This is a genomic window from Paenibacillus dakarensis (assembly GCF_001373415.1).
In the GTDB taxonomy this organism is placed as follows: Bacteria; Bacillota; Bacilli; order Paenibacillales; family Paenibacillaceae; genus Paenibacillus_AQ; species Paenibacillus_AQ dakarensis.
On the sequence record NZ_CDSE01000084.1, the window covers coordinates 202,888 to 225,026 of the forward strand.

At 47.4% G+C, this 22,139-nt stretch carries 21 protein-coding genes and 1 tRNA gene; 9 read left to right on the top strand and 13 right to left on the bottom strand.

Translation table 11 applies throughout. The annotated features are described in order from the left end of the window. Window positions 1–91: 91 nt before the first annotated feature. The 3 genes from BN1234_RS17900 (at window position 92) to BN1234_RS17910 (ending at window position 3,979) form a co-directional block, all read left to right on the top strand. Window positions 92–1,852: a DEAD/DEAH box helicase gene (locus BN1234_RS17900; protein WP_054958001.1), complete on the top strand. Its 1,761-nt coding sequence runs from the start codon at window positions 92–94 to the stop codon at window positions 1,850–1,852. A 1-nt stretch (window position 1,853) separates the two neighbouring features. Then, on the top strand, window positions 1,854–2,813 hold the full coding sequence (locus BN1234_RS17905) for a YqhG family protein (protein WP_054958002.1): 960 nt from the start codon (window positions 1,854–1,856) through the stop codon (window positions 2,811–2,813). Between the two features lie 158 nt (window positions 2,814–2,971). Then, window positions 2,972–3,979 (top strand): hypothetical protein, encoded by a 1,008-nt coding sequence (locus tag BN1234_RS17910; protein ID WP_054958003.1) that lies wholly within the window; start codon window positions 2,972–2,974, stop codon window positions 3,977–3,979. 142 nt (window positions 3,980–4,121) lie between these two features. On the opposite strand, the gene BN1234_RS17915 is transcribed toward BN1234_RS17910, so the two are convergent. Next, window positions 4,122–4,316 carry a YqzE family protein gene (locus tag BN1234_RS17915; RefSeq protein ID WP_054958004.1) on the bottom strand — a complete coding sequence of 65 codons (195 nt, stop codon included), beginning with the start codon at window positions 4,314–4,316 and terminating at the stop codon, window positions 4,122–4,124. A gap of 156 nt (window positions 4,317–4,472) precedes the next feature. Between BN1234_RS17915 and BN1234_RS17920 the strand changes: the two genes are divergently transcribed. Continuing rightward, window positions 4,473–5,279, top strand: coding sequence for an N-acetylmuramoyl-L-alanine amidase (locus tag BN1234_RS17920; protein ID WP_054958005.1), 807 nt, complete (start codon window positions 4,473–4,475; stop codon window positions 5,277–5,279). Window positions 5,280–5,337: 58 nt separating this feature from the next. On the opposite strand, the gene BN1234_RS17925 is transcribed toward BN1234_RS17920, so the two are convergent. The 3 genes from BN1234_RS17925 to BN1234_RS17935 all read right to left on the bottom strand — a co-directional run bounded on the left by BN1234_RS17925 (window position 5,338) and on the right by BN1234_RS17935 (window position 7,427). After that, on the bottom strand, window positions 5,338–6,189 hold the full coding sequence (locus tag BN1234_RS17925) for a divergent polysaccharide deacetylase family protein (RefSeq protein ID WP_082423270.1): 852 nt from the start codon (window positions 6,187–6,189) through the stop codon (window positions 5,338–5,340). A 226-nt stretch (window positions 6,190–6,415) separates the two neighbouring features. Continuing rightward, entirely contained in the window at window positions 6,416–6,931 is a 516-nt protein-coding gene (locus BN1234_RS17930; RefSeq protein ID WP_054958006.1) for a VOC family protein, read from the bottom strand. 412 nt (window positions 6,932–7,343) lie between these two features. Beyond that, window positions 7,344–7,427: transfer RNA gene (locus BN1234_RS17935), tRNA-Leu, on the bottom strand. 176 nt (window positions 7,428–7,603) lie between these two features. Here BN1234_RS17935 and BN1234_RS17940 point away from each other — a divergent pair. Beyond that, on the top strand, window positions 7,604–8,029 hold the full coding sequence (locus BN1234_RS17940) for a YhjD family protein (protein WP_054958007.1): 426 nt from the start codon (window positions 7,604–7,606) through the stop codon (window positions 8,027–8,029). 102 nt (window positions 8,030–8,131) lie between these two features. Here BN1234_RS17940 and BN1234_RS17945 read toward each other — a convergent pair whose 3' ends face one another. The 3 genes from BN1234_RS17945 to BN1234_RS17955 all read right to left on the bottom strand — a co-directional run bounded on the left by BN1234_RS17945 (window position 8,132) and on the right by BN1234_RS17955 (window position 9,472). Next, on the bottom strand, window positions 8,132–8,347 hold the full coding sequence (locus BN1234_RS17945) for a hypothetical protein (RefSeq protein WP_054958008.1): 216 nt from the start codon (window positions 8,345–8,347) through the stop codon (window positions 8,132–8,134). Window positions 8,348–8,447: 100 nt separating this feature from the next. Beyond that, window positions 8,448–8,777 carry a hypothetical protein gene (locus tag BN1234_RS17950; RefSeq protein WP_054958009.1) on the bottom strand — a complete coding sequence of 110 codons (330 nt, stop codon included), beginning with the start codon at window positions 8,775–8,777 and terminating at the stop codon, window positions 8,448–8,450. Window positions 8,778–8,899: 122 nt separating this feature from the next. Further along, complete coding sequence (locus tag BN1234_RS17955) at window positions 8,900–9,472, bottom strand: xanthine phosphoribosyltransferase (RefSeq protein WP_054958010.1); 573 nt, start codon at window positions 9,470–9,472, stop codon at window positions 8,900–8,902. A gap of 179 nt (window positions 9,473–9,651) precedes the next feature. Between BN1234_RS17955 and BN1234_RS17960 the strand changes: the two genes are divergently transcribed. Further along, complete coding sequence (locus BN1234_RS17960) at window positions 9,652–10,695, top strand: YkvI family membrane protein (protein ID WP_054958011.1); 1,044 nt, start codon at window positions 9,652–9,654, stop codon at window positions 10,693–10,695. 69 nt (window positions 10,696–10,764) lie between these two features. Here the strand turns inward: BN1234_RS17960 and BN1234_RS17965 are convergent, their stop codons facing one another. Genes BN1234_RS17965 through BN1234_RS17975 form a run of 3 tightly spaced genes read right to left on the bottom strand, consistent with a single transcriptional unit; the run spans window position 10,765 to window position 16,403 of the window. Next, window positions 10,765–13,959 carry an AAA family ATPase gene (locus tag BN1234_RS17965; RefSeq protein ID WP_054958012.1) on the bottom strand — a complete coding sequence of 1,065 codons (3,195 nt, stop codon included), beginning with the start codon at window positions 13,957–13,959 and terminating at the stop codon, window positions 10,765–10,767. Then, window positions 13,956–15,263, bottom strand: coding sequence for a metallophosphoesterase family protein (locus BN1234_RS17970; RefSeq protein WP_054958013.1), 1,308 nt, complete (start codon window positions 15,261–15,263; stop codon window positions 13,956–13,958). Before BN1234_RS17970 ends, BN1234_RS17965 begins: the two co-directional genes overlap by 4 nt. 15 nt (window positions 15,264–15,278) lie before the next feature. Next, the gene (locus tag BN1234_RS17975; RefSeq protein ID WP_054958014.1) at window positions 15,279–16,403 is read right to left on the bottom strand and encodes a glycosyltransferase family 4 protein; all 1,125 of its coding nucleotides are present in this window, start codon (window positions 16,401–16,403) and stop codon (window positions 15,279–15,281) included. A gap of 108 nt (window positions 16,404–16,511) precedes the next feature. Between BN1234_RS17975 and BN1234_RS17980 the strand changes: the two genes are divergently transcribed. Beyond that, window positions 16,512–17,666: a GGDEF domain-containing protein gene (locus BN1234_RS17980; RefSeq protein ID WP_054958015.1), complete on the top strand. Its 1,155-nt coding sequence runs from the start codon at window positions 16,512–16,514 to the stop codon at window positions 17,664–17,666. An 81-nt stretch (window positions 17,667–17,747) separates the two neighbouring features. Here BN1234_RS17980 and BN1234_RS17985 read toward each other — a convergent pair whose 3' ends face one another. The 3 genes from BN1234_RS17985 to BN1234_RS17995 are packed head-to-tail and all read right to left on the bottom strand — an operon-like array spanning window position 17,748 to window position 20,953. Then, window positions 17,748–18,548 carry a Cof-type HAD-IIB family hydrolase gene (locus BN1234_RS17985; protein ID WP_054958016.1) on the bottom strand — a complete coding sequence of 267 codons (801 nt, stop codon included), beginning with the start codon at window positions 18,546–18,548 and terminating at the stop codon, window positions 17,748–17,750. A gap of 27 nt (window positions 18,549–18,575) precedes the next feature. Further along, on the bottom strand, window positions 18,576–19,355 hold the full coding sequence (locus tag BN1234_RS17990) for a pseudouridine synthase (protein ID WP_054958017.1): 780 nt from the start codon (window positions 19,353–19,355) through the stop codon (window positions 18,576–18,578). Next, window positions 19,352–20,953 (bottom strand): RsmB/NOP family class I SAM-dependent RNA methyltransferase, encoded by a 1,602-nt coding sequence (locus tag BN1234_RS17995; RefSeq protein ID WP_054958018.1) that lies wholly within the window; start codon window positions 20,951–20,953, stop codon window positions 19,352–19,354. The genes BN1234_RS17990 and BN1234_RS17995 overlap by 4 nt, the downstream gene beginning before the upstream one ends. Before the next feature lie 136 nt (window positions 20,954–21,089). Between BN1234_RS17995 and BN1234_RS18000 the strand changes: the two genes are divergently transcribed. Next, a complete protein-coding gene (locus BN1234_RS18000) occupies window positions 21,090–21,614 on the top strand; it encodes a thioredoxin family protein (protein WP_054958019.1) in 525 nt (174 codons plus the stop codon). Next, window positions 21,611–22,069, top strand: a complete 459-nt coding sequence (locus BN1234_RS18005) for a PCYCGC motif-containing (lipo)protein (protein WP_054958020.1) — start codon at window positions 21,611–21,613, stop codon at window positions 22,067–22,069. Before BN1234_RS18000 ends, BN1234_RS18005 begins: the two co-directional genes overlap by 4 nt. Window positions 22,070–22,139 lie beyond the last annotated feature (70 nt).

Here is a 22,139-nt window from a genome sequence, read left to right on the forward strand (position 1 = left end):
TGGTGAGATAACCCAAGGTTATGAAGTCTCCTTTTTTCGTCCATACTAGACATAATCATCTGCCTAGAATCGACAACCAGGAGGAGATATTGTGAATGACCAAACACCCGGCAGCCCGGGAACTATTCAAGATTCGCGTCTCCCCGTGCCTCTTCATATTGACCGTTCATGGCTTGATAACTTAGAGAACCGGCTGAATAAAGGCGGCCCGTGGGGAGATTACCGCCTGTCACGGCTTGCCGTGCAGGGAGAAGAATCAAGGCTTGTTACAAGTTTCGAAGAACTGCAATGCCTGAAATATATCGGCAGCCTGTCCCCGCTCCCGCATCAGACGGATACGGCACGCCGTGTGCTGTTTGAAATGTCCGGCAGAGCCATTCTGGCTGATGAGGTCGGGCTTGGCAAGACGATCGAAGCCGGTCTTATTTTAAAAGAATATATCGTTCGCGGCCTGGTCTCCAAAGTCTTAATTCTCGTACCTGCATCCCTCGTCCTGCAGTGGGTACGGGAGCTGAATTCCAAATTCGGCATCCCTGCCATTGCACAGAAAAAAGCCTACTCCTGGAGCAATGATATCGTTGTTGCATCCATGGATACGGCTAAACGTGATCCTCATCAAGAGATCCTGTTAAATGAAGAATATGACATGCTCATTATCGATGAAGCACATAAATTAAAGAACAAGAAAACATCCAACTATCAATTCATACAAAAGCTGCGAAAAAAATACTGCCTGCTTCTAACGGCTACCCCGGTTCAGAATGATCTCAGTGAACTGTTCAATCTCATCACACTTCTGAAGCCGGGACAGCTCGGCCGGCAGGGCGATTTTTCTGCAAACTTTGTCCTCGACAAGCGGAAAGCCAAGAATCAGGACCAGCTCAAGGACGAGCTGTCCAAAGTCATGATCCGCAACCGCCGGGGCGAAGGATCCACACAATTCACCAAACGGAATGTACGAAATGTCGGTCTCGAACTTTCACCCACAGAAAAATCATTATACGATGGCGTCACTTCTTTCGTCAAAGATCAGTATCAGGCAGCAGGGGGAAATTTAAGCAGTATGCTCTCGCTGGTGACGCTTCAGCGTGAAGTGTGCAGCAGCCGGGATGCAGTATTTGTTACGCTGGTCAACCTGTCCAAGAAAATGCCTGAGGACTCTCCGCTGCGTGATAAAGTATGGGAGCTTGTACACCTGATTAAGGCTATTAAAGCTAATACCAAGGCAGAGAAAGCCATTGAACTGATTAAGCAGATGAACGAGAAGGTCATTGTATTCACTGAATACCGGGCGACCCAGGAGTATTTACTCAATTATTTCAGGGATCACGGCCTGATAGCTGTTCCTTACCGGGGCGGGATGAACCGCGGCAAGAAAGACTGGATGATGGACCTGTTTCGCGGAAAAGCCCAGGTTATGATTGCTACCGAAGCTGGCGGAGAAGGCATTAACCTTCAGTTCTGCCACCATATGATTAACTTTGATCTGCCCTGGAATCCGATGCGGGTCGAGCAGCGAATCGGACGGGTGCACCGGCTTGGACAAACGAACGACGTTCAGATTTTCAATCTTTCCACCTCCGGTACGATCGAAGAACATATTCTAAATCTTCTGCATGAGAAGATCAATATGTTCGAGATGGTCATCGGGGGACTGGATGTCATTTTGGAGCGCTATGAAAAAAAGGAATCCATCGAGAAGAGTCTGTACAAAATCATGCTCGAATCCACAAGCGATGATGAGCTCCGAAGCCGTCTTAGCTCTCTTGGCGATTCACTCCATCATATTAAACAGGATCTGGAGCGGGAATCATCCGTTTCAGCAGACACCATAAGAAAGGAAGAGGCCTAAAATGACCTTGACGCCGCAGGAGGTGCAGCAGCACTTCATGGCTTATCTTGAGGCTACCGATTGCACCGTCATTGAAAAATCACCTGAGCACGTGACCGTGAAGCTCTCACCCCAAGCCGACAAAATGCTGACCAATCGGCCTTACTACTGGGGATTTGTCGATCGTACGGGTGCTCCGGCAGAAACGCTGTCATTCACCTTTGTCTTTGACCCTGGGAAATATGACGAACGTTTAGCCAAGCAAGCGGCATCAAGCCCAAATAAACAAGCTCAAGGGGGACAGGACCCCCTGCTCTCCCGTTATTACGGCAGCGCTCCGATCCTCCCGGCTCTAGGGCCGGGAAGAATTCAGCGAGAGGATATTGTTTACGGCAGCCGGAGGCTGGCCCAGATTTGGGATGCCTCCCGTGAGGAAGGTAATTATTTATACCTGTTCGAACAGCCGGATGAAGGACAGCGTCCGAAGACCCGCTCGGCTCCGTATGAGCAGTGGCTCGGCATTTGCTTCAAAACTGAATTCAGCTGTGACCTGAAACGGGAGGAGCTTCATTTTCTTGGGATATCCTTGTCTCGCAGGACGATTGCCGAGAACTTTTATGCACAGCTGGACGGCCTGAACTTAACCCCGCGGCTTCCCGAAAACGTCCATGTCCGTCCTGCAGCTTTAACCCTGTCTCAGGCGGCCGCATTGCTTGAGGAGCACCTCATAGGGAAGCTGGCTAAGCTTGACTACACTTGGGCTGAACAAGCCCGAATACGGCTTGCAGAAGAGCTGGAAATCGTGGACAACTATTACGCAGATCTGCTGAATGAGCCGGACGAGGAGAAAAAGGCAGCGATCCAGCAGCAGTATCAAGACCGCCGTACCGAAATGGAATGGCAGTATTCGCCGAAAGTGAGCTTGTCCGCCATAAACTGCGGCCTGTTCCATTTATGTTCGCCTGGTGCCGGACGCGCGTGAGCTTCATCAACAAAACAAGGCAAAAAAAGACCCCATATCTTACCTTGGACGCGACACCTTGCAACAGCCTTTTTATAGCTTGTCCTTTAAGATATGTCTAACTTCTATTATTAGTTGTTTATCCTAACGATCGATTTTTTGGAAAGGCGGTTGACCGCTTGAAGTACTTTTCGGACCGATCTATCATTAAGGTCGTTTGTGTCGCTCTTCTGTTAACGACAGCTATGGCTTCATCAACAACTCCATCAATCGCTGCTGGAACCTCTTCTTCGTCTGCGGGTATGGCTGTATCAACCTTTATGAATACTAATGCCGCAGTTCCGGAAGAACTTGAGACATTCGCGAAGCAGACTATTGGGAATCTTTCCGGGCACATGCCTTTTAAAAGCTGGCAGGATGCAGCACTGAAATTTACCCCGCTTGGTCCAGGCACCCACAGCTGGCTCGTCATGCTTGAGAACAACACCAAACCACTCGGATATTTGATCATTACTTCAGATGATGCGGGAGGATACATGCTAAGCGAATATGGGATCGGCTCAGAGCTCCCATACAGTATTGCCCCGTTAGAACATTCATTAGCAGCTGCCAGCCTGGTGCAAGCAGGCTCCCCAGGTATTTCAGCAGCTCATCCTTTTTTGCCACAAGGCAGTAAAATCGAACCTCTATACAGCCCCATGTCTCCTTACTTCAAGATTACTGTTAAAGGCAAAGCGCCAATGTATATTCACGCTGTAACATATGACATGCTCCCTGCTCCGACTTCAGTTGATACTGCTAATTCAATGGGACAGACGGCAGAAAAATATACAGTTATAAGCTCCTCTGATGCTCTTACGCCATCTCCTGTAACAAGTACTCAAGGCAAGCAAGATCCTTATCTCAATCTAACTTGGCTCACCCGTCCTGCGCTTACGATCAAAAGCGGGAAGGAAATACTCCGTCATCTCCAGGCCAATAGCCGTAAATCATTCGTCTTTACTTCAGAGAAACATAACGCGGCCTTTGGCGCTCCGTTCAGTCTCACGGGGTGGCAGCGCTGGTCAGAAGAGGAACATGCCAAATCCGATATCATCTATGTCTCAATCCCGCAGAGAAATCAAGACTTAACGAGGTTTGTCCCTGCTCAAATATTGATCGAATCAGGCACATTTCACGAAGAATAAACGACTGAAACAGGTGCCAATCACTTAAAAAGAATAAAAAGGTCGGAATACAGACTCAAGTATACATTCTCGAGTTCTCAGTCTCCGACCTTTTCATATACTTCCCCAGTATAAGAACCGTCTTCTACCCCAGCTTGGTTCACTAGCTCTTCTTTCCTTTTCTTTTCTTGGTGCCGATCTCTTCTCTCCACAGTGATACTGAGAATGGAATCATTCCGAACCAGCGCACGGACCATGGTTCCTTCTTAACCTGCTGCTTTCTCACTTCTTTAGGGGTGTCCATATAATGGAGTAAACGTTCCGTAATATATTTAATAAGATCATCGCTGCTCGCCATTTCATGTACCTCCTTCTAACTGCGGCTTTGCCTCTTCCCTATCAGGATGGACCTATTCCCGAAAATTTAGACATCAGCATGATTTCCCGTTTCTTGCACATCATAAAGGGAAAGGAAATACGACTGGCACTTACATTTATGAAAGAGGGACGCATCATGATCAAACGAATATTGCTGTCGATGCTGCTGGCCTTATCGTTCTCAATCCCGGGCCCCGGGGGCCTCCTTCCGGTTTACGCAGAGAAGAGCCGGTCTTTGATGACAGATCCACTGATCGATATGAAGCATTCAGACATACCTCATCATAATCCTGCAACAGGTTCCGAGGAGTCTCTTGAACTTGAGCTGATTCATCCCGGATTACAGAGACATCATCCTTTTCCTCACGAGATGATTCTGATCGACGTCGGACATGGGGGAATTGACGGGGGTACATCCTACCAAGGTATACTGGAAAAAGACATTAATCTCGCTATTTCCCGTCATCTGTTTAAACGTCTCAGGAGTGAAGGTTATATAGCCGTGATGAACCGGGATGCGGATTATGCGCTTAGTGAAGACAACCGCTGGCATGCAAGCCGTTCCCGTCACCGCAAAGATTTAGCACAGCGCAAGCAATTGAGCAGCGAAATCCCAACCAAGCTGGTTGTCAGCATCCATGTCAATTGGGCCAAAAATAAAACCAAGCGGGGCGGCATTGTTCTCCATCAAGCAGAAGGACGCAGCTCCTTGCTTGCAGAGTGCATACAGCGGCAGCTGAACGGAGTCTATTCCAGCAATCATGAAACAACCGTTGGCAAGCCCTTTTACTTGTTGAACCGGATGGAGGTTCCGGCAGTCATTGTCGAGACAGGGTTCATCAGTAATCTCGAGGATCGGATCCTTCTAACCAGCGAAGATGGTCAGAAGGCCATTGCAAATGCAATCGTTGATGGAATAGTCGATTACCTAACCGCTCTATAATATTGAATTCACAGCCCAAAAAAGGCGTTTCGCTCAAATAGAGCGAGACGCCTTTTACTCAGTATACCGGCAGCGGATTCGGCGGCCATTCAGTTTTCTCCTGTACCAGCTCCTGTATTCCAACGAACCGGACCCTCTGTTTCAGCTCTGGAGCTGCCATTTGCAATGCAGCGGCTGTTCTCTCACCAAAGGTTCCGACATGTCCTATCGTGATACAGGATTTATTCTTCTCAGCGTACTCCGCAGCCAGATTGAGCTGCTTGGTCACATGCTTTACCGTATGCACATCATCCAGAAAAATATCATTCCAGATGCTCGGCATCCCTTTCTCAGCGGCGAGTGCAGCCGTAATCGAGTGATAATTCGTTTTGCTGTCAATAAAGAACAGTCCTCGCTCCTTGCATACATCCAAAATGACGGACATAATCCGTTTATCACCGGTGATCTTTGAACCCATATGATTGTTTACCCCAATGGCATGAGGAATTTGATCTATGGCTTTTTCCATCTGTTTACGCACTTCTTCGTCTGTCATATCACTGGTAATGGCACCTGGACCAAGCCATTTTGCTTTTCCCTGCTTGGGCTCCATTGGCATATGAATGATCACGTCATGCCCCATCTTATGCGCCTGTTCCGCATCACTCTTGCTTGTCGGCAAAAAAGGCATGACCGCTACCGTAATCTTGATCGGCAGATTCATCATCTGGTCTGTCCCTTTTTGCCCGTTGCCAAAATCATCGATAATAACGGCAAGTTTGTGACCGGGAGGTGCCTTAGGAGCGTCCGATTTTGAACTCTCCCCTTCCAGCCCGGCAGCCCTTAACTCATCAGACCATACTCCTAACATAAATATCATCAACAGGGCAGTACAACAACCAATCGATATACATCCTTTGAAATTCCGCATGACATTCTCCTTAGCTGAAGTTTCTGTACTATAGTGTTTGAGAATGACGCCACAAATATGTAGTTATGCATACAAAAAAGACGTCCCCTTAAAAGGAAACGCCTTTCTTAAGATGCGGTCGAGAGGATTCGAACCTAAATTAATCAATTCAATTTAACACCTCACTTCCATCTCACACATAATAGGGAGTGGGCTTTCTCGTTCGGCAAAACCTGTAAATAAACGATTATAAACTCTTACTCCATTCGGCCACCCTGCGTTGGCTTTCTTCTTCTGAGATATCCACAATGCGAGTCATAATCGACCATCTGATGCCAAATGGATCTAAAATACTGCAATATCGGTCTCCTGAAACAAAGTCCATAGGCTGTTCTCTGACAGTCGCGCCGTTGGCTACTGCCAAGGAGAATGCATGGTCAACGTCTTGAACGTATATTCCTAATGAATAGCATGCATTATCATCTCCTGGAGGTAAAACCAATTGGTATGTAGAATTAGCGGCCCCAAGTTGTAGATAACCGTTACCAAAATCAATATCGGCATGGATAATCTTTGAGTTACCGTTTACGCCTACATCCGTCACGCTTTTTACTTTCGCCCCAAAAACGGTTTCATAAAAAGCAATCGCATTAGCGGGATCCTCCACAACGATAAAAGGCGTAATCACACTATACCCCATCGGTATCCCATTTTTAGTATACTCCCCAGTTACACCCTTACTTTGTTTTTTGTAGTTTGACATTTCTATCCCTCCAATTCAATGTATAACCTTAAAAGGTCATTTCTTCGCAATTCATTTTTCGAAATTTGCTAGTTTCTGCTAATCTCTATTATAGAATTTTCTTTCGGAAAGTATTGTAAAAAGGCGACATAAAACAATGGAAGGAGGAGGTTAGGAGTATGAAGAAAGCAGAGGATTCATCCGTGCGCGGTATATTGAAAGCTGATGCTGGAAAAAGCAATCGAATTTTTGTAGCGATTCTAATAAACTCCTTAATTTAAATATAAATCCAGTCCTCGCACCCTCCCTCTCGTCCCGGCGTTTCAGGAAGTACTTTTGCGATTACTGAACGAACAGCAGCGAAATTAAATGCCAAAAAGCTCCTGAAATCGTCACAAGGACAAATTCAAGAGCTCGTTAATTGTTAGAGTGATGCGGTCGAGAGGACTCGAACCTCCACGGGGGTTAGCCCACACGGACCTGAACCGTGCGCGTCTGCCAATTCCGCCACGACCGCATATTCCTGTTCACTGCAACAATCTCTCGTTGCGGCGACAAGATATATCTTAGCATGCTGAATAAGTGGAGTCAACATTTTTTTTGGATCTTGATAAAACAATCGATTTCGGGTTAAAACAAGAACATAAGTTCGTATAATAATAGATATTTTCAAAATAAAGGCGGTGAGTACCCATGGCAATTGCAGGGATTACTTCTGAGGAAAGATCTCTCGTCAAGAGCTATATGCTTCTGATTTACATTCATAAGGTTTTTGAAAGAGACTGCCGAATTATTCAGGAAAGCGGTGTATTTAAGTCCCCTCAGCTGTATGTTGAAATCGTAGGCAATGGGGCCAAACGGGCTGCCATACTGCTGCGGGAAATCAAACAGGAATTTACCAGGCGTACGATTAAGGTATTTGACATCCAGCGGGGACAGGATGGAATCGAGGCTCGTTATGCTTGCCGGGGCTATGTTGGGAGCATGGAGATGCTGTGGCCGTCCTTTCGTGAAGAAATGATGTCCCGGATGCGCGTTTATCTTGGGCTTGCACCCTTCGATCCTCGGCCTGTTCCAGCACCTGATGCCCGGTCCTCCCGGTTGACCACCAGCCCATGACCCGCATCTCCACATCAACTTAATATAGAAAAAACCTTCCCGCACACGAACGAATAGTCCGTATGCGGGAAGGTGAATTCCTTTTAAATGCTTCATCCAAATTTATTCCAAAGGGCTTGTCCGCGGCTCATCATACAGCTGATAGCTGTAATTCCGATCAAGCTTCACTACGCGCCTGTTGCGTCTGCGGACAATAACATGTTCCGGATCCCAGGCAACAACAATTCCGATAACATCATTGCTCTCCAGATCGTCCCGTACCACGCGAATCCGGTCGCCCGATAATCTCAGTTCATTTAACCGTTCGTCACTTATCATCTTTTACACAATCCTCCTATTTCAAAAAGAGACCCAAATGAACTCATTTAGGTCTCTTGCCAGTAATATGAATAAATAAGAACATATATTTGGATACTTGCTAGCGCTGCGCCGGCTCAGTACTGTCATTCTTCTCAAACCAGAAATCGAGCACCGTTGAGGACATAACACGTTTCTCAACATATTCGACCTGCTGTGGGGTAAATTGCTGTCTCCAGTCATAAGAGAGCTCCTCACACAACCCAGCAATCGTTAACAGTTCAGACCAAGCAACATAACGCTTATACCAGAAGAACTGAGGATGTTCAATCATATAGGGATAAAGATCATCAAACTCCGTATGTTTACAATCCAAAGCACGTTCAAAATGTACCTTCGCATCATTTAGCCTCTCAATCAAAAACGGCTCGGTTACCGGTTCTTTCCCCATTGTTTGTGCCTCCTCTCTCTTTCTTACACTTTTATTATAAGACAAAAAAACGGGACCGAAAAGAAGCTGATAAGATTTTAGGCATAAGTTCAACTTACCCCTCCTAAAAAGGTTCAAAACAGCTAGTCCGCAAACTGGATCTTTCCGCCATCTAATGAAGCGATCCGGACAAGCGATTCGACCTCTATTCCCTGCTCCCGAATCGTCCTTGCACCTGCTTGAAAGCTTTTCTCGATCACAACACCAAGACCTACCAGCTCGGCGCCGGCGCGCTCAATGATTTTAATCAAGCCCCTTGCTGCGTCACCGTTTGCAATAATATCATCAATAAACAACACCTTATCGGATTCCCCGATAAATTGGCGGGACATCATGATATCCGTAACGATTCCTTTCGTAAATGAAGGAACACGCTCACATAAAGCATCCGGATCGGCCAGAAGTGTTTTTTTACGACGTGCGAACACCATAGGAACTCCAAGCTCAAGCGCTGCGGCAAAAGCAACGGAAATACCAGAGGATTCTAATGTGACCACTCTGGTGACACCCTGATCCTTGAAACGGGCTGCAAATTCCTTCCCCATCTCCATCATTAACGCAGGGTCTACCTGATGCGTCAGCAACGCGTCGAGCTTCACAACCTGATCCGTTACAACGACAGCATCTTCTATGATCCGCTTCTTCAACCAATCCATTATTAAATGACCTCCCACGACAATCCTTTGTCGTAAAAGTACCATATAAGAACTACTCGGGCAACCCTATAATCTCAGAAGATCCGGACAAGTGAGAGTCATGTCCAGACAAGGGAAGGCATACCTTGTACTAATACGAATGCAGCGAGACCACATCGACCATACAAGGGGGCTTCTCATTGAAAAACCGACTTCGCATCTTCCAGATCGCTTTTACATATATCGGAACGATTGTAGGTGCAGGCTTCGCTACAGGCAGGGAAATCCTCCAGTTTTTCACCCAGTATGGGCACTGGGCAACCATAACCATTCTGATATCCACCATGCTTTTCATTTGGCTCGGAACCAGGATCATGACGCTCTCCAGAAAGATTGGTGCGAAATCCTATGAAGATTTGAACAAGCATTTGTTCGGAGAGAAAGTCGGAGGATGGATCAGTCTCGTTATGCTGGTCATACTAATCGGCGTTAATTCCATTATGCTTGCCGGGGCTGGCTCCGTCTTTATGGAGAATCTAAATTTTCACTACCAGACAGGCTTGATCTTAACAATGGTTGGTACCTTCTTCATCCTTCGTAAAGGCATCCAATCCATTCTCTATATGAACAGCCTTGTTGTTCCCATGATGCTTATTCTGTCCATGCTTATCATTAGCAAGACCATAGAGACACCGGGAGCTGCCAATTTTCTAACTTTGACAACAGAACACAGTCTTCCCTCCGCATGGCTCGCCCCGCTGTTATACACAGCCTTTAACCTGGTAATGGCCATGCCGGTTCTTGTACCCCTTGGCAGCCAGACGGGTCATATCAGAGAGGCCAGATGGGGTGGTATTATAGGCGGAGCAGGTGTTGGCTTTATGCTTATGGCTGCTCATTTTGCGATGTCCGCACAAATGCCGGGCATTACTCAATTTGAGATTCCGATGGGCAGCATCGCTTACCAGCTGGGGTGGTTCGTACAAACCATTTACATCATTCTCATCTTCCTAGAAATATTCAGCACATTCGTTGCCGATCTATACGGCATATCACTCCAGTTACAGCAGAGAACCTCTCTTTCACCGCAGACGATTCATATTGGCATCATGCTGATATGCTATTTCTTCAGCCAATTCGGATTTAGCTCTCTGCTGTCCGTGCTCTATCCGCTGTTCGGTGCACTATGCTTCTTCTGGGTGCTTCGATTAACGATCTTTGGATTTGTTTCAACACGTAAATAATGCTTCCCCCAATGTCGTCCACTTATGTTTCAATTAAGTAATTGGGGGAAGCTGCTTCACAAGCCATCACTACATCTGAATCCATTGAGCCGAAGGGCTAAGCTCTCTAATCCGCTGCACCACATGCTCGTGACAAGTCATCATAATAATCTGCCTTCCAGAGGATACCTCTGCAAGCAGCTGAAGGGCATAACCTAAACGCTCGCTGTCAAAGTTAACGAATATATCATCCAGTACAAGCGGCAATTTTACCTTATTCGGCATGAGCTCCACCAGCGCCAGACGCATTGCCAGGTACAGCTGTTCTGCTGTCCCCCGGCTGAGCCGCGAGCTTTCGACAACCGTTCCGCCAGCTTGTTCAGCCAAAAGCATCTGATCACCCATTCGCATCAAAACCCGAGTATAAGCTCCCCCGGTCAATCGTGAAAAATATACCGAAGCGAGCCTCAACACCTGCGGCTGTTTCTCTTCTTCATAAATTTTACGGGTCCTGCTGATCAGCTCCATTCCGATGGACCGAATTACATATTGGACAGCAATGTCTTTAAGTGCAGCCTGTTTTTCCTTTAGCTGCTGAAGTGTATCCTCATGAAGTCCCTTTTGTTCAAGGCTCTCCTTCTCCTGTAAAAGACGGCCCCGGCGCTCCTGCAGCTCATCTCTTGCAGCTTCGTCTGCTTCCGCTGCCTTCTCTATTTCCTGACACCGTATTTCCAGCTCCAGCTTATCCGATTGCTCCAGAATAAATTCGATCTGTGCCCGCTCTTCCGGATTCCAGCCGCTGAACATAACAACTTCACCATGCCGGATACTCTGCTCTAATTGTTCTGCACGGATGGACGCTGTTCCAAGACGCAGGAAGTCCTCCTCGTTCTCTGTCCTGCTTGTCTTCAGCAGCTCGTTCTTCTCTTCCTGCAGCCTGCTGATTGCTTCAGCGACTATGACTTCCTCAGCCTGCAGTTCGTCAAGCCTTCCCGTCAGCAGCTTTCTTTCATGGATCGTCTCTTTATAGGCCTTCCATTCTTGATAAACAGCCTCGAAAGGGTCTGCTTCCGTTTCTTTGATCCCCAATTCCCGTTCAATAAGAACACAGTCCTTTTTAAAACGAGCCTCTTCTTGAGACAGCACGTCTATTTTCGGAGACAAGCTTTGCAGCTGCCTAATCAGTTCATTTCCTTGTTCTGCGGAGCTAAGAATATCCATGACAGCGTCCGGTGACAGACTGTGCGGTAACAGCCTCTCCTCAAGCCAGCTCTCCCATTGCTGCTCCAGCTCCAGAAATCTCTTTTCTTCCTGCTGGATCACCCGCTCGATATGCTTCAGCTCCGTATGATTCTGAGAAACCCGCTCCTTGGCTGTATTCACTTCAGCCGCAAGGCGCTGCAGACGCTGCTGCCAAGCCTGCCATTCGTCCATCATCTTTCTGATTTCCCGCAGGCGGGCTTCCATTTGTACCGGGTCTGCCGGAATATTAGCAGCAGTGCCTTTCATTCCACGCCCGTTCGTTATCTCTTCAGTTACGGCAGCATAAGGATCTCCAATCAGATCCGAGATAAGTGTGATTACCTCCTGCTCACCGTTCACCGCAGTTCTTGCCGTCTCAACCGAACCACCCTGGGCAGCCTTTACCCTCCGTCCGTTCCACCAGATATAAATATCCATAACGGCAAGCAGTGCTGCCGCTGCTGCAGCTGCCTCCGGCGCCCCTGCGCCAAACAGTATGGCCGGCAGCACAATCGTAAGAGTGCTTAACACCACAAGCAGGTTACGATGTAAAGCTGGAACTCCTTTTGAAGGCAGGGTATCCTGCAGTGTACCCGCTCCTCTTCCACTGAGTCCGGTCATTCGTGCTTCTCTCCAGCGCTCTGCTTCTAGTTGAAGCTTATTCCATAGAGTGAGCGTTTCCCGAGGTTCAGTTGGTTTGATCATATAGAAGTGGGATTTTCCGTTCTCTATTTCTTCCTGAAGGCTACGCTGTGCTTCCCGCAAGGATACTTCAGATGCAGCTAACGTGCGCATCGCACCTCTCTGTTCGAAAGACAATGTCTCCATTCGGCGGTCATAACCTGCGAAAGAAGAGCCCATCCGGCGGATTTCTTCACGCTGAGCGGCAGATACCTTGAATGAAGCCAAATGATGTGGTGTCCAGGACCCATCAATATCCTGCAATATACGAAAAAGGCGATCCTCCAGGATCCCAAACTCCGATCGAAGCTTCTCTTTCTCGGTCTTCCCTGCAATATACAGCGGTCTTCTCGACCAGATGGCCTCAATATCCGGACCCAGCTTCTCCAGAACAGGCTGCTCAGGCAAACGTTCAAGAGCACTTCTCGTATCAGCTGCCCTTTTCAGTATCTGTTCTCGTCTCAGATCCAGTCCCTTATACTCCTCCCGCAGCTGTTCCCAGCGGTTCAGCCCTTCTGATGGAAATGCGGAAATGTCAGGCAGATCAGATTTTTCGAGAAGATCCTCCTTCCAGGAAAGCCATACGGGGCGAATCTCCACTGCCTTTCGATACAGCATCAGGTCCTTTAAGCTGCTTTGGCGCCTAAGCTCAAGCTGCTCCAGAGCCGTATCGATATTGTCCAGTTCCGATATTACTCCGTTATACTGTTTAAGATAAGAACCGCTTTCTGCTATCCGTCTGCGCAGCTGCTCGATATCCTGAATAATCTTGGCACTCTCCTGAACTCTCCCCCTCGGTTTATATAACTTTTCCATTTCCTGATTCAGCTTCCGCTCTGCCTGCACAATGCCGTGGCCTCCGCCGATTCCCGCATGAAACAGATATCTGTTCATTTCCTCCGATTGAAGTGTCCTTATTTCCTCCAGTTCACTAAGGGAAATGGCAAATAACTGCCGGAACATATTCTCCGAAACACCGCCAAGCAAATCTCGTTCTAATTCCTGCTGTCCGAGTTCCTGTGCAGTGCCCTCACCGTCCTGTACAGTGATCTGCAAGCGCTCACTCCTACTCCCGCCGGAAGATCCTTCAGGCGAGCGCCCATAACGGCTAAGCATCCATCTGCTGCCGTTCTCATCCCATAATGACAGTTCGCCTCCGTGAATGCCTCCAGCCTTCGGTTCACCCCGCTGAGCAGATAGTGCTCGTCCGGGGAAACCGTACAGCATCGCACGGATGAAGTAGAGAACACTGCTCTTTCCGGCTTCATTAGGCCCGAATAGGACTGACAATTTGCCGTTAAGCTCCAGCTCACGATCATGCACGGCACCAAAACCGCGTATATTAATCTTTTGTATTCTCATACTGAAGAACCTCCGGCTATCTGATCATCAAGCAGAAGCACAGTATTTAGCTCCATCGCTCTCCTCAGCCATTCCTTCTGCTCCTCAATAGAGATTTCTAAGAGAAGCTGCCTCATTTCAGCCTGCTCCATCAAAGGCTTCATCGCGGCCTGTATAACACTATTTCTTCCCGCTTCTTCTACATGCTGAGCCTCAGCCATACGGAGCATCTCCCCGATAAAACTATCCTCCTGCAGCAGTTGATCCAGCTGGAAATCGGCTCCGGATTCAAGACGGAAGCTCTCAACCCAGACACCGCCAGCAAAACCAGCCATGCCTGCACGGTTATCTTCCTTCCTGCGTAATTCATTCAGCATATCATCCAGGATATAACCGTCCTCCAGCATTTGGTGAACCTTGCTTCTTCCCGTAATACGTATGCGAACCATATTAAATACAGAGGTATGGGAGCTTGCAATTTGAGCTAGTTGTTCCTCAACTTCAAGGCGAAAATCTTCCGGCTGACAGCAATCGTTAATAGAAACTATGATCTCAGACCAGCGGACAGTGTCCAGCTCCCTGAAATGCATAGCCACCGTTCCGTCCTCATCCACATCTATCAGATAACAGCCCTTGGGCCCCGTTTCCCGAATATGTCTTCCTTGAATATTGCCCGGATATACGATGTACGGCAGCTCATGCAAAATCCTGCGGCTGTGAATATGGCCAAGCGCCCAGTAATGATAGCCAGAGCCTATAAGATCCTTTTTCGTGCAAGGTGCGTACGTTTCATGTTCTTGATCTCCATCTACATTCGCATGAAGCAGACCTATATGAAACAAGTCGGAATTCTTTCTTTTGCTATACCGAAGTGAAATATTGTCTTTCACCTTGGAGGTTGGATAAGACATGCCCGAAATCACTGCAATCTCCTGACCGTCGCTTCGCCGGGATACCGTTACGGATTCAGGCTCAGCACCAAAGGTATGTACCAGGGGCGGTAATGTCACTTCAAGCCGCGGGCTGTCCAGCGGATCATGATTTCCATGAATGATAAATACGGGGATCTGCTCCCCGTCAAGCATCTTCAGCGCCTCCATAAAACGGAGCTGCGCCCGAAGCGATGTGTTCGCACTATCATAAATATCACCGCTTATAACAACAAAATCGACTCTCTCCGTAGTGGCAAGCTGCACCAGCCGGTCCAGAGCTGTAAAGGTCGATTGCTGCAATTGTTTACGAACTTGGTCTGTCAATCCGGACAAACCCGCAAAAGGGCTGTCCAGATGCAGATCTGCTGCATGAATAAATCGGAAGGGAAGCATGTTCTGTCCTCTTTCTTACGATTGATATTTCAAATATAATTTCTTAAGCTCATTCACCGATTTCGAGAGTGAATATTGCTTTTTGGCTTTATCCCAAGCTGTACGAGCCAGTTCATACCGGTACAACGGGTCAGAGATTACTTTTTCAAGCGCTTCGCAAAGCGCCTTATCATCCTCGGGAGGTACAAGCAGGCCGTTCACCCCGTTCTCAATTTGCTCTGCAATTCCCCCTACATCACTTCCCACAATTGCAAGACAGCTGAGTGCTGCCTCTGCAAATACAGAGCCAAACGCCTCGGCCCGGGACGGAAGCACAAAAATATCAAAGAAAGGCATGAACTCTTCGGGATGCAGTGTATATCCGTAAAAAATGGTCTCCTGATAAATTCCGAGCTCTTTAGCCATACCCTCCAGCTCTTGTCTCGACGGACCATCGCCAATGATATGAAGTACATAATCGTACCCTTTGTTCTTAAGCTCCGCACATGCCTTCAGTAGAATATCCAGTCCTTTTGCAGGAACAAGGCGGCAGACGGTAACAAGCTGAGGAACCTCGTTCTCATGCGGCACAGGCTTAAACCGTTTCTCATCAAATCCATTTCGAATAATACCAATCGCTTCCGGGGATTCCACGTAAGCCGACAAATAGCCCGCAAAAGACCGGGATACCGTAAGAAGCTTATCGCTGACATATTCCAGCTCACGGTATAGCGAAACAAGAAAACGGTGTTCCAGGCCATTCTCCTCAATTTTTCCATTCAAAATAAGCTCCCGCTCATAGCTGGAATGAATCGTCTGAATAAGCGGTGTATCCGGAAAGACGGTCTTCATGGCGAGACCCGCGATGGGGTGATGTGCATGAATAAGATCATAACGTTTATGAATCCGAAGCCGAATCCACCATATGTAGTCCAGGTAGGTCTGTATATACTTGCGAACAATAGGGCTTTGTTCGTATTCCTTCCAGTCAAATGTATGAAACACTGGCTCCTCTTGTCCTTTGTTGCGGATCCTTTTAGGCAGCCAGAACATATCCATGTCCCAGCGTGAGGATTGAAACCGGTCCTGCAAATAAGGAATCATCGAAGAGACGCCTCCCGGCTGTTCAGGAGGGAAAAATAACGCTTGTAGTAATTTCATGAGGATCTCCCTTTCTGGTGGTCTCTTTTCAGACACTTTTTAATTATGGTATATTAGAACATATGTTTCAATAAAGGAAAATAAATACTCCGGGAGTCGATACCGCTCATGAGCGAACTCACCGTACCTTCTGCCTTTTCCATTTTTGGCGTATCAGCCATTTGCGCTGCCTACTTAGCCGTATTAATGCTGGTCATGTGCCTGCTAATCTATAGTAAACAACGAAAGAAAGCTTATGTTTACATGGCAGCTGCATTCTTTTTCATTATGACATATGAAAGTCTGAACATCCATCAGGCATTCTCGGGTCAAGCTTTATTTAAAGATTGGCTGCGCCCTCTCCAGCTCTATTCATTCGTGCTTCTCAATCTGTCTGTTCTGATGCTGTACCGGCGAGTCCGTCAAGCCCGCAGCAGACTGGCTGCATTATCAGGAGTCCTGTTAACGATACCGCTTCTTATTCCTGATTCCGCCAACCCTCTCTGGACCTCACTATATCTGGACCTCTTTGAATGGACTGTGATCTACATCAGCTATACAAAAATATCCACCCGGATTGGCCAACAGATTAAATATGTCGTTGGATTAACGATATATGCACTTTGGGCTGTATTAAGCACCATTCAGCGGTATTATCTCCTGGCAGAAGATCAGGAATGGCTGAGAGCGACGATTTCCATCCTGCCTATCCCCTTTTACAGCATTATATTCTTCATCCTGATCCAGCGTATCATCGAATTAATGCAATCGATATACCGTTCTTCCATCACAGACGGATTGACCGGCTTGTACAATCGCCGCTATTTCATGAAAAATTTACACCATTATGCAGCGCAGCAGCTCAAAATTTCGGCTATCTTTTGTGACATCGACAATTTCAAGAAATTAAACGACACCGAAGGGCATGCCCGTGCGGATGAAGTCCTGAAGCAAGTGTCTGATATTCTGGAAGAAGAGCTTGAAGGAATCGGAATTACAGGACGTTATGGCGGCGAGGAGTTAGTCGCTCTGGTCGTGAGCCGGGGAATAAGAACATCTCAAGTTGCAGAGAAAATTCGGTCACGCGTCGCAGAGGAAACGACGGTTACCGTTAGTGTCGGCTTCAGTGCACTCCGGAAAGGGATGAATGGTGACATGCTGATGAAGCAGGCCGACGAGGCGATGTATATCTCAAAGACCAGCGGCAAAAATCGAGTAACCGATTATCACAGCAAGGCTTCCCGTTTCCCTGTCCCTAAGGAGCCTGCCGACGATTATATCTGAGACAAGCACCTTTAAGGCAATACAAAAAGTCTCCGCTTTCGCACTCGTTCGTGGAAGCAGAGACTTTTCTATTGTTCTTGATTATGACAAGCAGTACTTGATTAACGCTTCATGCACACCATCTTCATTATTCGATGCCGTGATCGCATTTGCTGCAGCCTTTACTTCAACCGGAGAATTATCCATCGCAATGCCCATACCTGCAAAGGTCAACATGGTAATATCGTTATAATAATTGCCGATTGCAAGAACCTCTTCCGGTTTTACTCTGCGCTTGGCTGCCAGCTGCTTCAGAGCATTGCCTTTGGAAGCCTGCTCGTGCATTAAGTCTATAAAGAACTCGCCGCTGCGGAGCATATTAAATACCGGTGTCCATTTACTCCATTCCGCAAATACCTCATCCAGCTCAGCCGCTTTACCGAATGCCGTAAACTTTACGACAGGCTCAGCCAGTTCATCCCAAGATGGCAGGTTTGTGGGAGTCATCAGAAAGGTTTCATACATATCACGTACAGGACCCGCCAAGCCCTCTTCCTTGTCCACGTAAATATCAAACGCCGTATTGACGTCAAAATGAACACCCTTCTCACGGCAATAATTAATAAACGGGTCCAGCGAATTATTGTCCATGGTAAATTGATGAACAATATTCCGGGTTTCCATCTCAACCGTAGCCGCTCCGTTATGGCTAATCACATAGCCGGATAAACCCATCTGCTCCATAAAAGGAATGGAGTTTTGCGGTCCCCGTCCCGTACAGAGAACAATTTCGATCCCTTGTTTTGAAGCCTCGATGATGGTTTTCATGGTCTGCTCTGTCATCCTGTGCTCATCATTCAGCAATGTTCCGTCTACGTCCAGTGCAACCAGTTTATAAGTCATACTCCACCCATCCTTTTGCATTTATCTCTATTTCTTATTATCTAACGGATCCATAGCCCCCGGTTTACCGAGGATCGCCAGCTCATCTTCTGTCAGCTCCCGGTAAGAACCGATCGGAAGCGATTCATCCAGCATAAGCTCGCCCATTCGAACCCTCTTTAAATAGACCACTTTTTGACCAACAGCCTCAAACATCCGTTTAACCTGATGGAACTTGCCTTCATGGATCGTTAGCGAAATTTTGGACAGCGGCCCATCATCCCGCTCCTCAACCGATAATATCGTTAGTTCTGCAGGCAGCGTGACATACCCGTCATCTAATGTTACCCCTTCCGAGAAGAGCCTAACTTCTGATTCCGTTACCCGTCCCGCAACATCTGCTTCATACGTTTTGGGTACATGCTTTCGGGGCGACAAAAGCTCATGCGCGAGCTTGCCGTCATTGGTTAGCAGAAGAAGTCCTTCTGTATCTTTATCCAGTCTTCCAACCGGAAACGGCTCGTATATCAAATAAGACTTGTCCAATAAGTCCAGTACGGTCCGATCTCTCGAATCCTCTGTCGCTGAAACCACTCCCGGCGGCTTATGCAGCATGATATAGATAAACTCCCTATAGAGAAGCTTCTCTCCTTCTACTTCAATAACATCCCTGTAAGGATCCACATGCATGCCTGGATCCTTGGCCGGAAGTCCGTTTACAACGACTCCTCCCTGCTTCACCAGCTTCTTCAATTCAGCACGGGAGCCGTACCCCATATTGGAGAGCACTTTATCCAGCCTTTGAGTCGTTCTGCCCTTGGCACTCATACCGATGTCCACCTCCAGCCTGCAGGATACTCATTTTTCAGTATGCCGGGCTGCTGCCATTTGCCCCATCCAGCTGCATACCCGTCTATCAATACTAGCACATAACCTTTAAGATCTGAGGATGGCTCGCTTTGAATCCGGTCGGCAGGAACCTCAAGCGTCTCCCCCTTCAGGTATCTTACAGCTTCACCGTCTTGTGAAGACAGATTGACCGATCTGCGCGCTTCATTCGGATGTAGTGCCGTTGCAAGCGGATGCCCCGGCACAAATCTGCCATTCTTGACTTGTCCCATGTACCAGCCTGCTCTTACCGTCTTAAGCCCCTTTAACCGGCTTCCTGGCAAGGGGGAAACATATATATTATTTCCATACACTACAGGATATCCTGCAGATATATCCACATTCAGCTGTTTATGAATAAACTCATAAAAAGGAGTTAGGCAATCGGCTTCAGCTTCTCTGCGTCCATGCTCGGACGAGCCGCCAGTGCGCTTTCCTCCTGCTGCCTTGTTATCTTTATGACGCGCCCCATGGCGTGAGCCTTGGCCCTTTGCCTGTGAACGATATTCCTTCTTCGTAGAGGTGTTAATCGAATGCTCCGCTGTTTCCATCCTCATGATTTCGGAGGTGTCTTCCAGTTCACCTTCCCGCTGAAGGACAGCCATGAAATGTCCCTCTCCCTTCACACGATGAGGCCACAGCCGCCCGGTTCCAGCGGTCTGCTGGACGTACGGACCCAGTTCATCTCCCTCTTCAATCCGGAAGCCATCCCGCTTCCCCAGCCACTGTGCTTCTCCCTTTGAGAACCACTCGGAGTCACCAATAGGAACTACTGAAAACTCCGAATGGTCCTTTAGAAACGATGCGATCATGCCTTCATTCTCCTCTGGGGAAAACGTGCATGTGGAATAGACAAGCCTTCCACCTCTCCTCAGCATTTTGGCAGCAGAAGCTAAGATCTCTTTCTGCATATCTGCATATTTAAGGGGTGAGGATTCTTCCCAGTACTTAAGCATATCCTCATCTTTCCGAAACATCCCTTCACCTGAGCAAGGGGCATCAATCAGAATTTTGGTGAAAAACTGCGGGAAAGCTTCAGCAATCCGTTCTGGACTTTCGTTTAATACGATGGCATTTCGGACACCGTACATTTCAATGTTTTTCGCCAATGCCTTCGTCCGGTCCGGATGCAGATCATTTGTGACCAGAAGCCCCGAACCAGCAAGCTTCGCCGCAATCTGGGTCGATTTTCCGCCCGGTGCAGCGCACAGATCGAGCACAAGGTCACCCGGCTCTACAGACAACAGCTCAACCGGTGCCATTGCGCTAGGCTCCTGAATGTAATAAAGCCCTGCATGATAGTAAGGGTGTCGTCCCGGGCGTGCGCCTTCCTCCACGTAAAACCCTGTTTCAGCCCATGGAATGGGTTCAAGAATAAATGGAGAAATAGCTTTAAACTGCTCTTTACTTATCTTTAATGTATTAATACGTATGCCAGCATGCGGCATCTGCTCATAGGATTGTTTAAACTGCTCAAAATCATCGCCAAGGAGAGAATGCATCTTAGCCTCAAATGGCGCTGGAAGTCGAAAAGCCATATATCTACCTGCCTGTTCTAGTTATAGTGTGATAGCGAATTCTTCTTTGTTCCGCAATGACATTTATTCATGTATAATAAATTACATTATAAGGGACATGCCCTAATAATACTATTTAACAATCGGGGGTGAGTTAGTGAACCGCAAGAAAAAGAAATACACGGGACTTTATTGGTTTGGCGGCACTCTATTAGTTCTCATCGGACTGCTTGCATTTCTTAATACCCAGGATGCAAAAAGTGAACTGTACGGAGGCAAGAAGGTAGCAGAGATGAATCCTGCTACGAAACAGATTCTAGACGACCCGAACTATCAACAGATCATCCTGCCAGATGAGATTAGTAAGAAAATAAACAACAAAGACAGCTTCTTTGTTTATTTCTTCGCATCAGATTGTCCTAGCTGTCAGGCTACTACTCCGAAGCTGATGCCTCTCGCGAAAGAAAGCGGAGCCTTTCTTCATCAATACAACCTCCGGGAATTCCAGGAAGGATTCAGGCAGTACAACATCGAGTATACTCCAACACTTGTATTTTTCGAGAATGGTGTAGAGAAGGAACGACTCGTTGGGGGAATTACTCCCGAACCGGTTGAAGGCGGCCATACAGAAGAAGATTTTACCCAATTCTTCGACAAATATAAAGGAAGTGTCAAACCATGAAGCGTGCAGCCTACCTCCTCATTACAGGAATGATCGGTATACTGCTGCTGTCAGGATGCGGTGGCAAGAATTCCGCTTCCTCCCATGAACATGGTCTGGACTCCGAGAAATACGAGACGACTTCATCTATTACGGTTATGCCTAAATTTTTATCTGTTTATACCGATAATACACAAGCTTCTTACGCATCTGTTGGAGAAATTGAAGATATCCTTAAAGACCTGAAATGCTATTGCGGTTGTATGGATAACGGCAAGCTGCATGATTCTCTTCACCGCTGCTTCATCGCAGAGAAGAACGATGACGGTGTGAAGTGGACAGATCACGGTGCACAATGCGGAACCTGCCTGTCTGAGCTTCAGGACGCGAAGCGTATGAATGACGAAGGCAAATCCATGGACGAAATCAGAGACTTTATTGATAACAAATACAAAGGAACCACTCCGCAGGTTTAATTCATCTGCCTTGTTACATAAAAATCGCTCCTCAAGTGATGGAGGTTACCTGACCACCATCACTTGAGGA

What these genes read in the sequence shown, in the direction of transcription:
- BN1234_RS17940 (WP_054958007.1), top strand. Translation starts at nt 7,604, where the DNA reads ATGGCAATTGCAGGGATTACTTCTGAGGAAAGATCTCTCGTCAAGAGC.
- BN1234_RS17915 (WP_054958004.1), bottom strand. Translation starts at nt 4,316, where the DNA reads ATGGCGAGCAGCGATGATCTTATTAAATATATTACGGAACGTTTACTC.
- BN1234_RS17930 (WP_054958006.1), bottom strand. Translation starts at nt 6,931, where the DNA reads ATGTCAAACTACAAAAAACAAAGTAAGGGTGTAACTGGGGAGTATACT.
- BN1234_RS17905 (WP_054958002.1), top strand. Translation starts at nt 1,854, where the DNA reads ATGACCTTGACGCCGCAGGAGGTGCAGCAGCACTTCATGGCTTATCTT.
- BN1234_RS17925 (WP_082423270.1), bottom strand. Translation starts at nt 6,189, where the DNA reads ATGCGGAATTTCAAAGGATGTATATCGATTGGTTGTTGTACTGCCCTG.
- BN1234_RS17990 (WP_054958017.1), bottom strand. Translation starts at nt 19,355, where the DNA reads ATGAGTGCCAAGGGCAGAACGACTCAAAGGCTGGATAAAGTGCTCTCC.
- BN1234_RS17945 (WP_054958008.1), bottom strand. Translation starts at nt 8,347, where the DNA reads ATGATAAGTGACGAACGGTTAAATGAACTGAGATTATCGGGCGACCGG.
- BN1234_RS17965 (WP_054958012.1), bottom strand. Translation starts at nt 13,959, where the DNA reads ATGAGAATACAAAAGATTAATATACGCGGTTTTGGTGCCGTGCATGAT.
- BN1234_RS17970 (WP_054958013.1), bottom strand. Translation starts at nt 15,263, where the DNA reads ATGCTTCCCTTCCGATTTATTCATGCAGCAGATCTGCATCTGGACAGC.
- BN1234_RS17985 (WP_054958016.1), bottom strand. Translation starts at nt 18,548, where the DNA reads ATGACTTATAAACTGGTTGCACTGGACGTAGACGGAACATTGCTGAAT.
- BN1234_RS17995 (WP_054958018.1), bottom strand. Translation starts at nt 20,953, where the DNA reads ATGGCTTTTCGACTTCCAGCGCCATTTGAGGCTAAGATGCATTCTCTC.
- BN1234_RS17950 (WP_054958009.1), bottom strand. Translation starts at nt 8,777, where the DNA reads ATGGGGAAAGAACCGGTAACCGAGCCGTTTTTGATTGAGAGGCTAAAT.
- BN1234_RS18005 (WP_054958020.1), top strand. Translation starts at nt 21,611, where the DNA reads ATGAAGCGTGCAGCCTACCTCCTCATTACAGGAATGATCGGTATACTG.
- BN1234_RS17920 (WP_054958005.1), top strand. Translation starts at nt 4,473, where the DNA reads ATGATCAAACGAATATTGCTGTCGATGCTGCTGGCCTTATCGTTCTCA.
- BN1234_RS17955 (WP_054958010.1), bottom strand. Translation starts at nt 9,472, where the DNA reads ATGGATTGGTTGAAGAAGCGGATCATAGAAGATGCTGTCGTTGTAACG.
- BN1234_RS17975 (WP_054958014.1), bottom strand. Translation starts at nt 16,403, where the DNA reads ATGAAATTACTACAAGCGTTATTTTTCCCTCCTGAACAGCCGGGAGGC.
- BN1234_RS17980 (WP_054958015.1), top strand. Translation starts at nt 16,512, where the DNA reads ATGAGCGAACTCACCGTACCTTCTGCCTTTTCCATTTTTGGCGTATCA.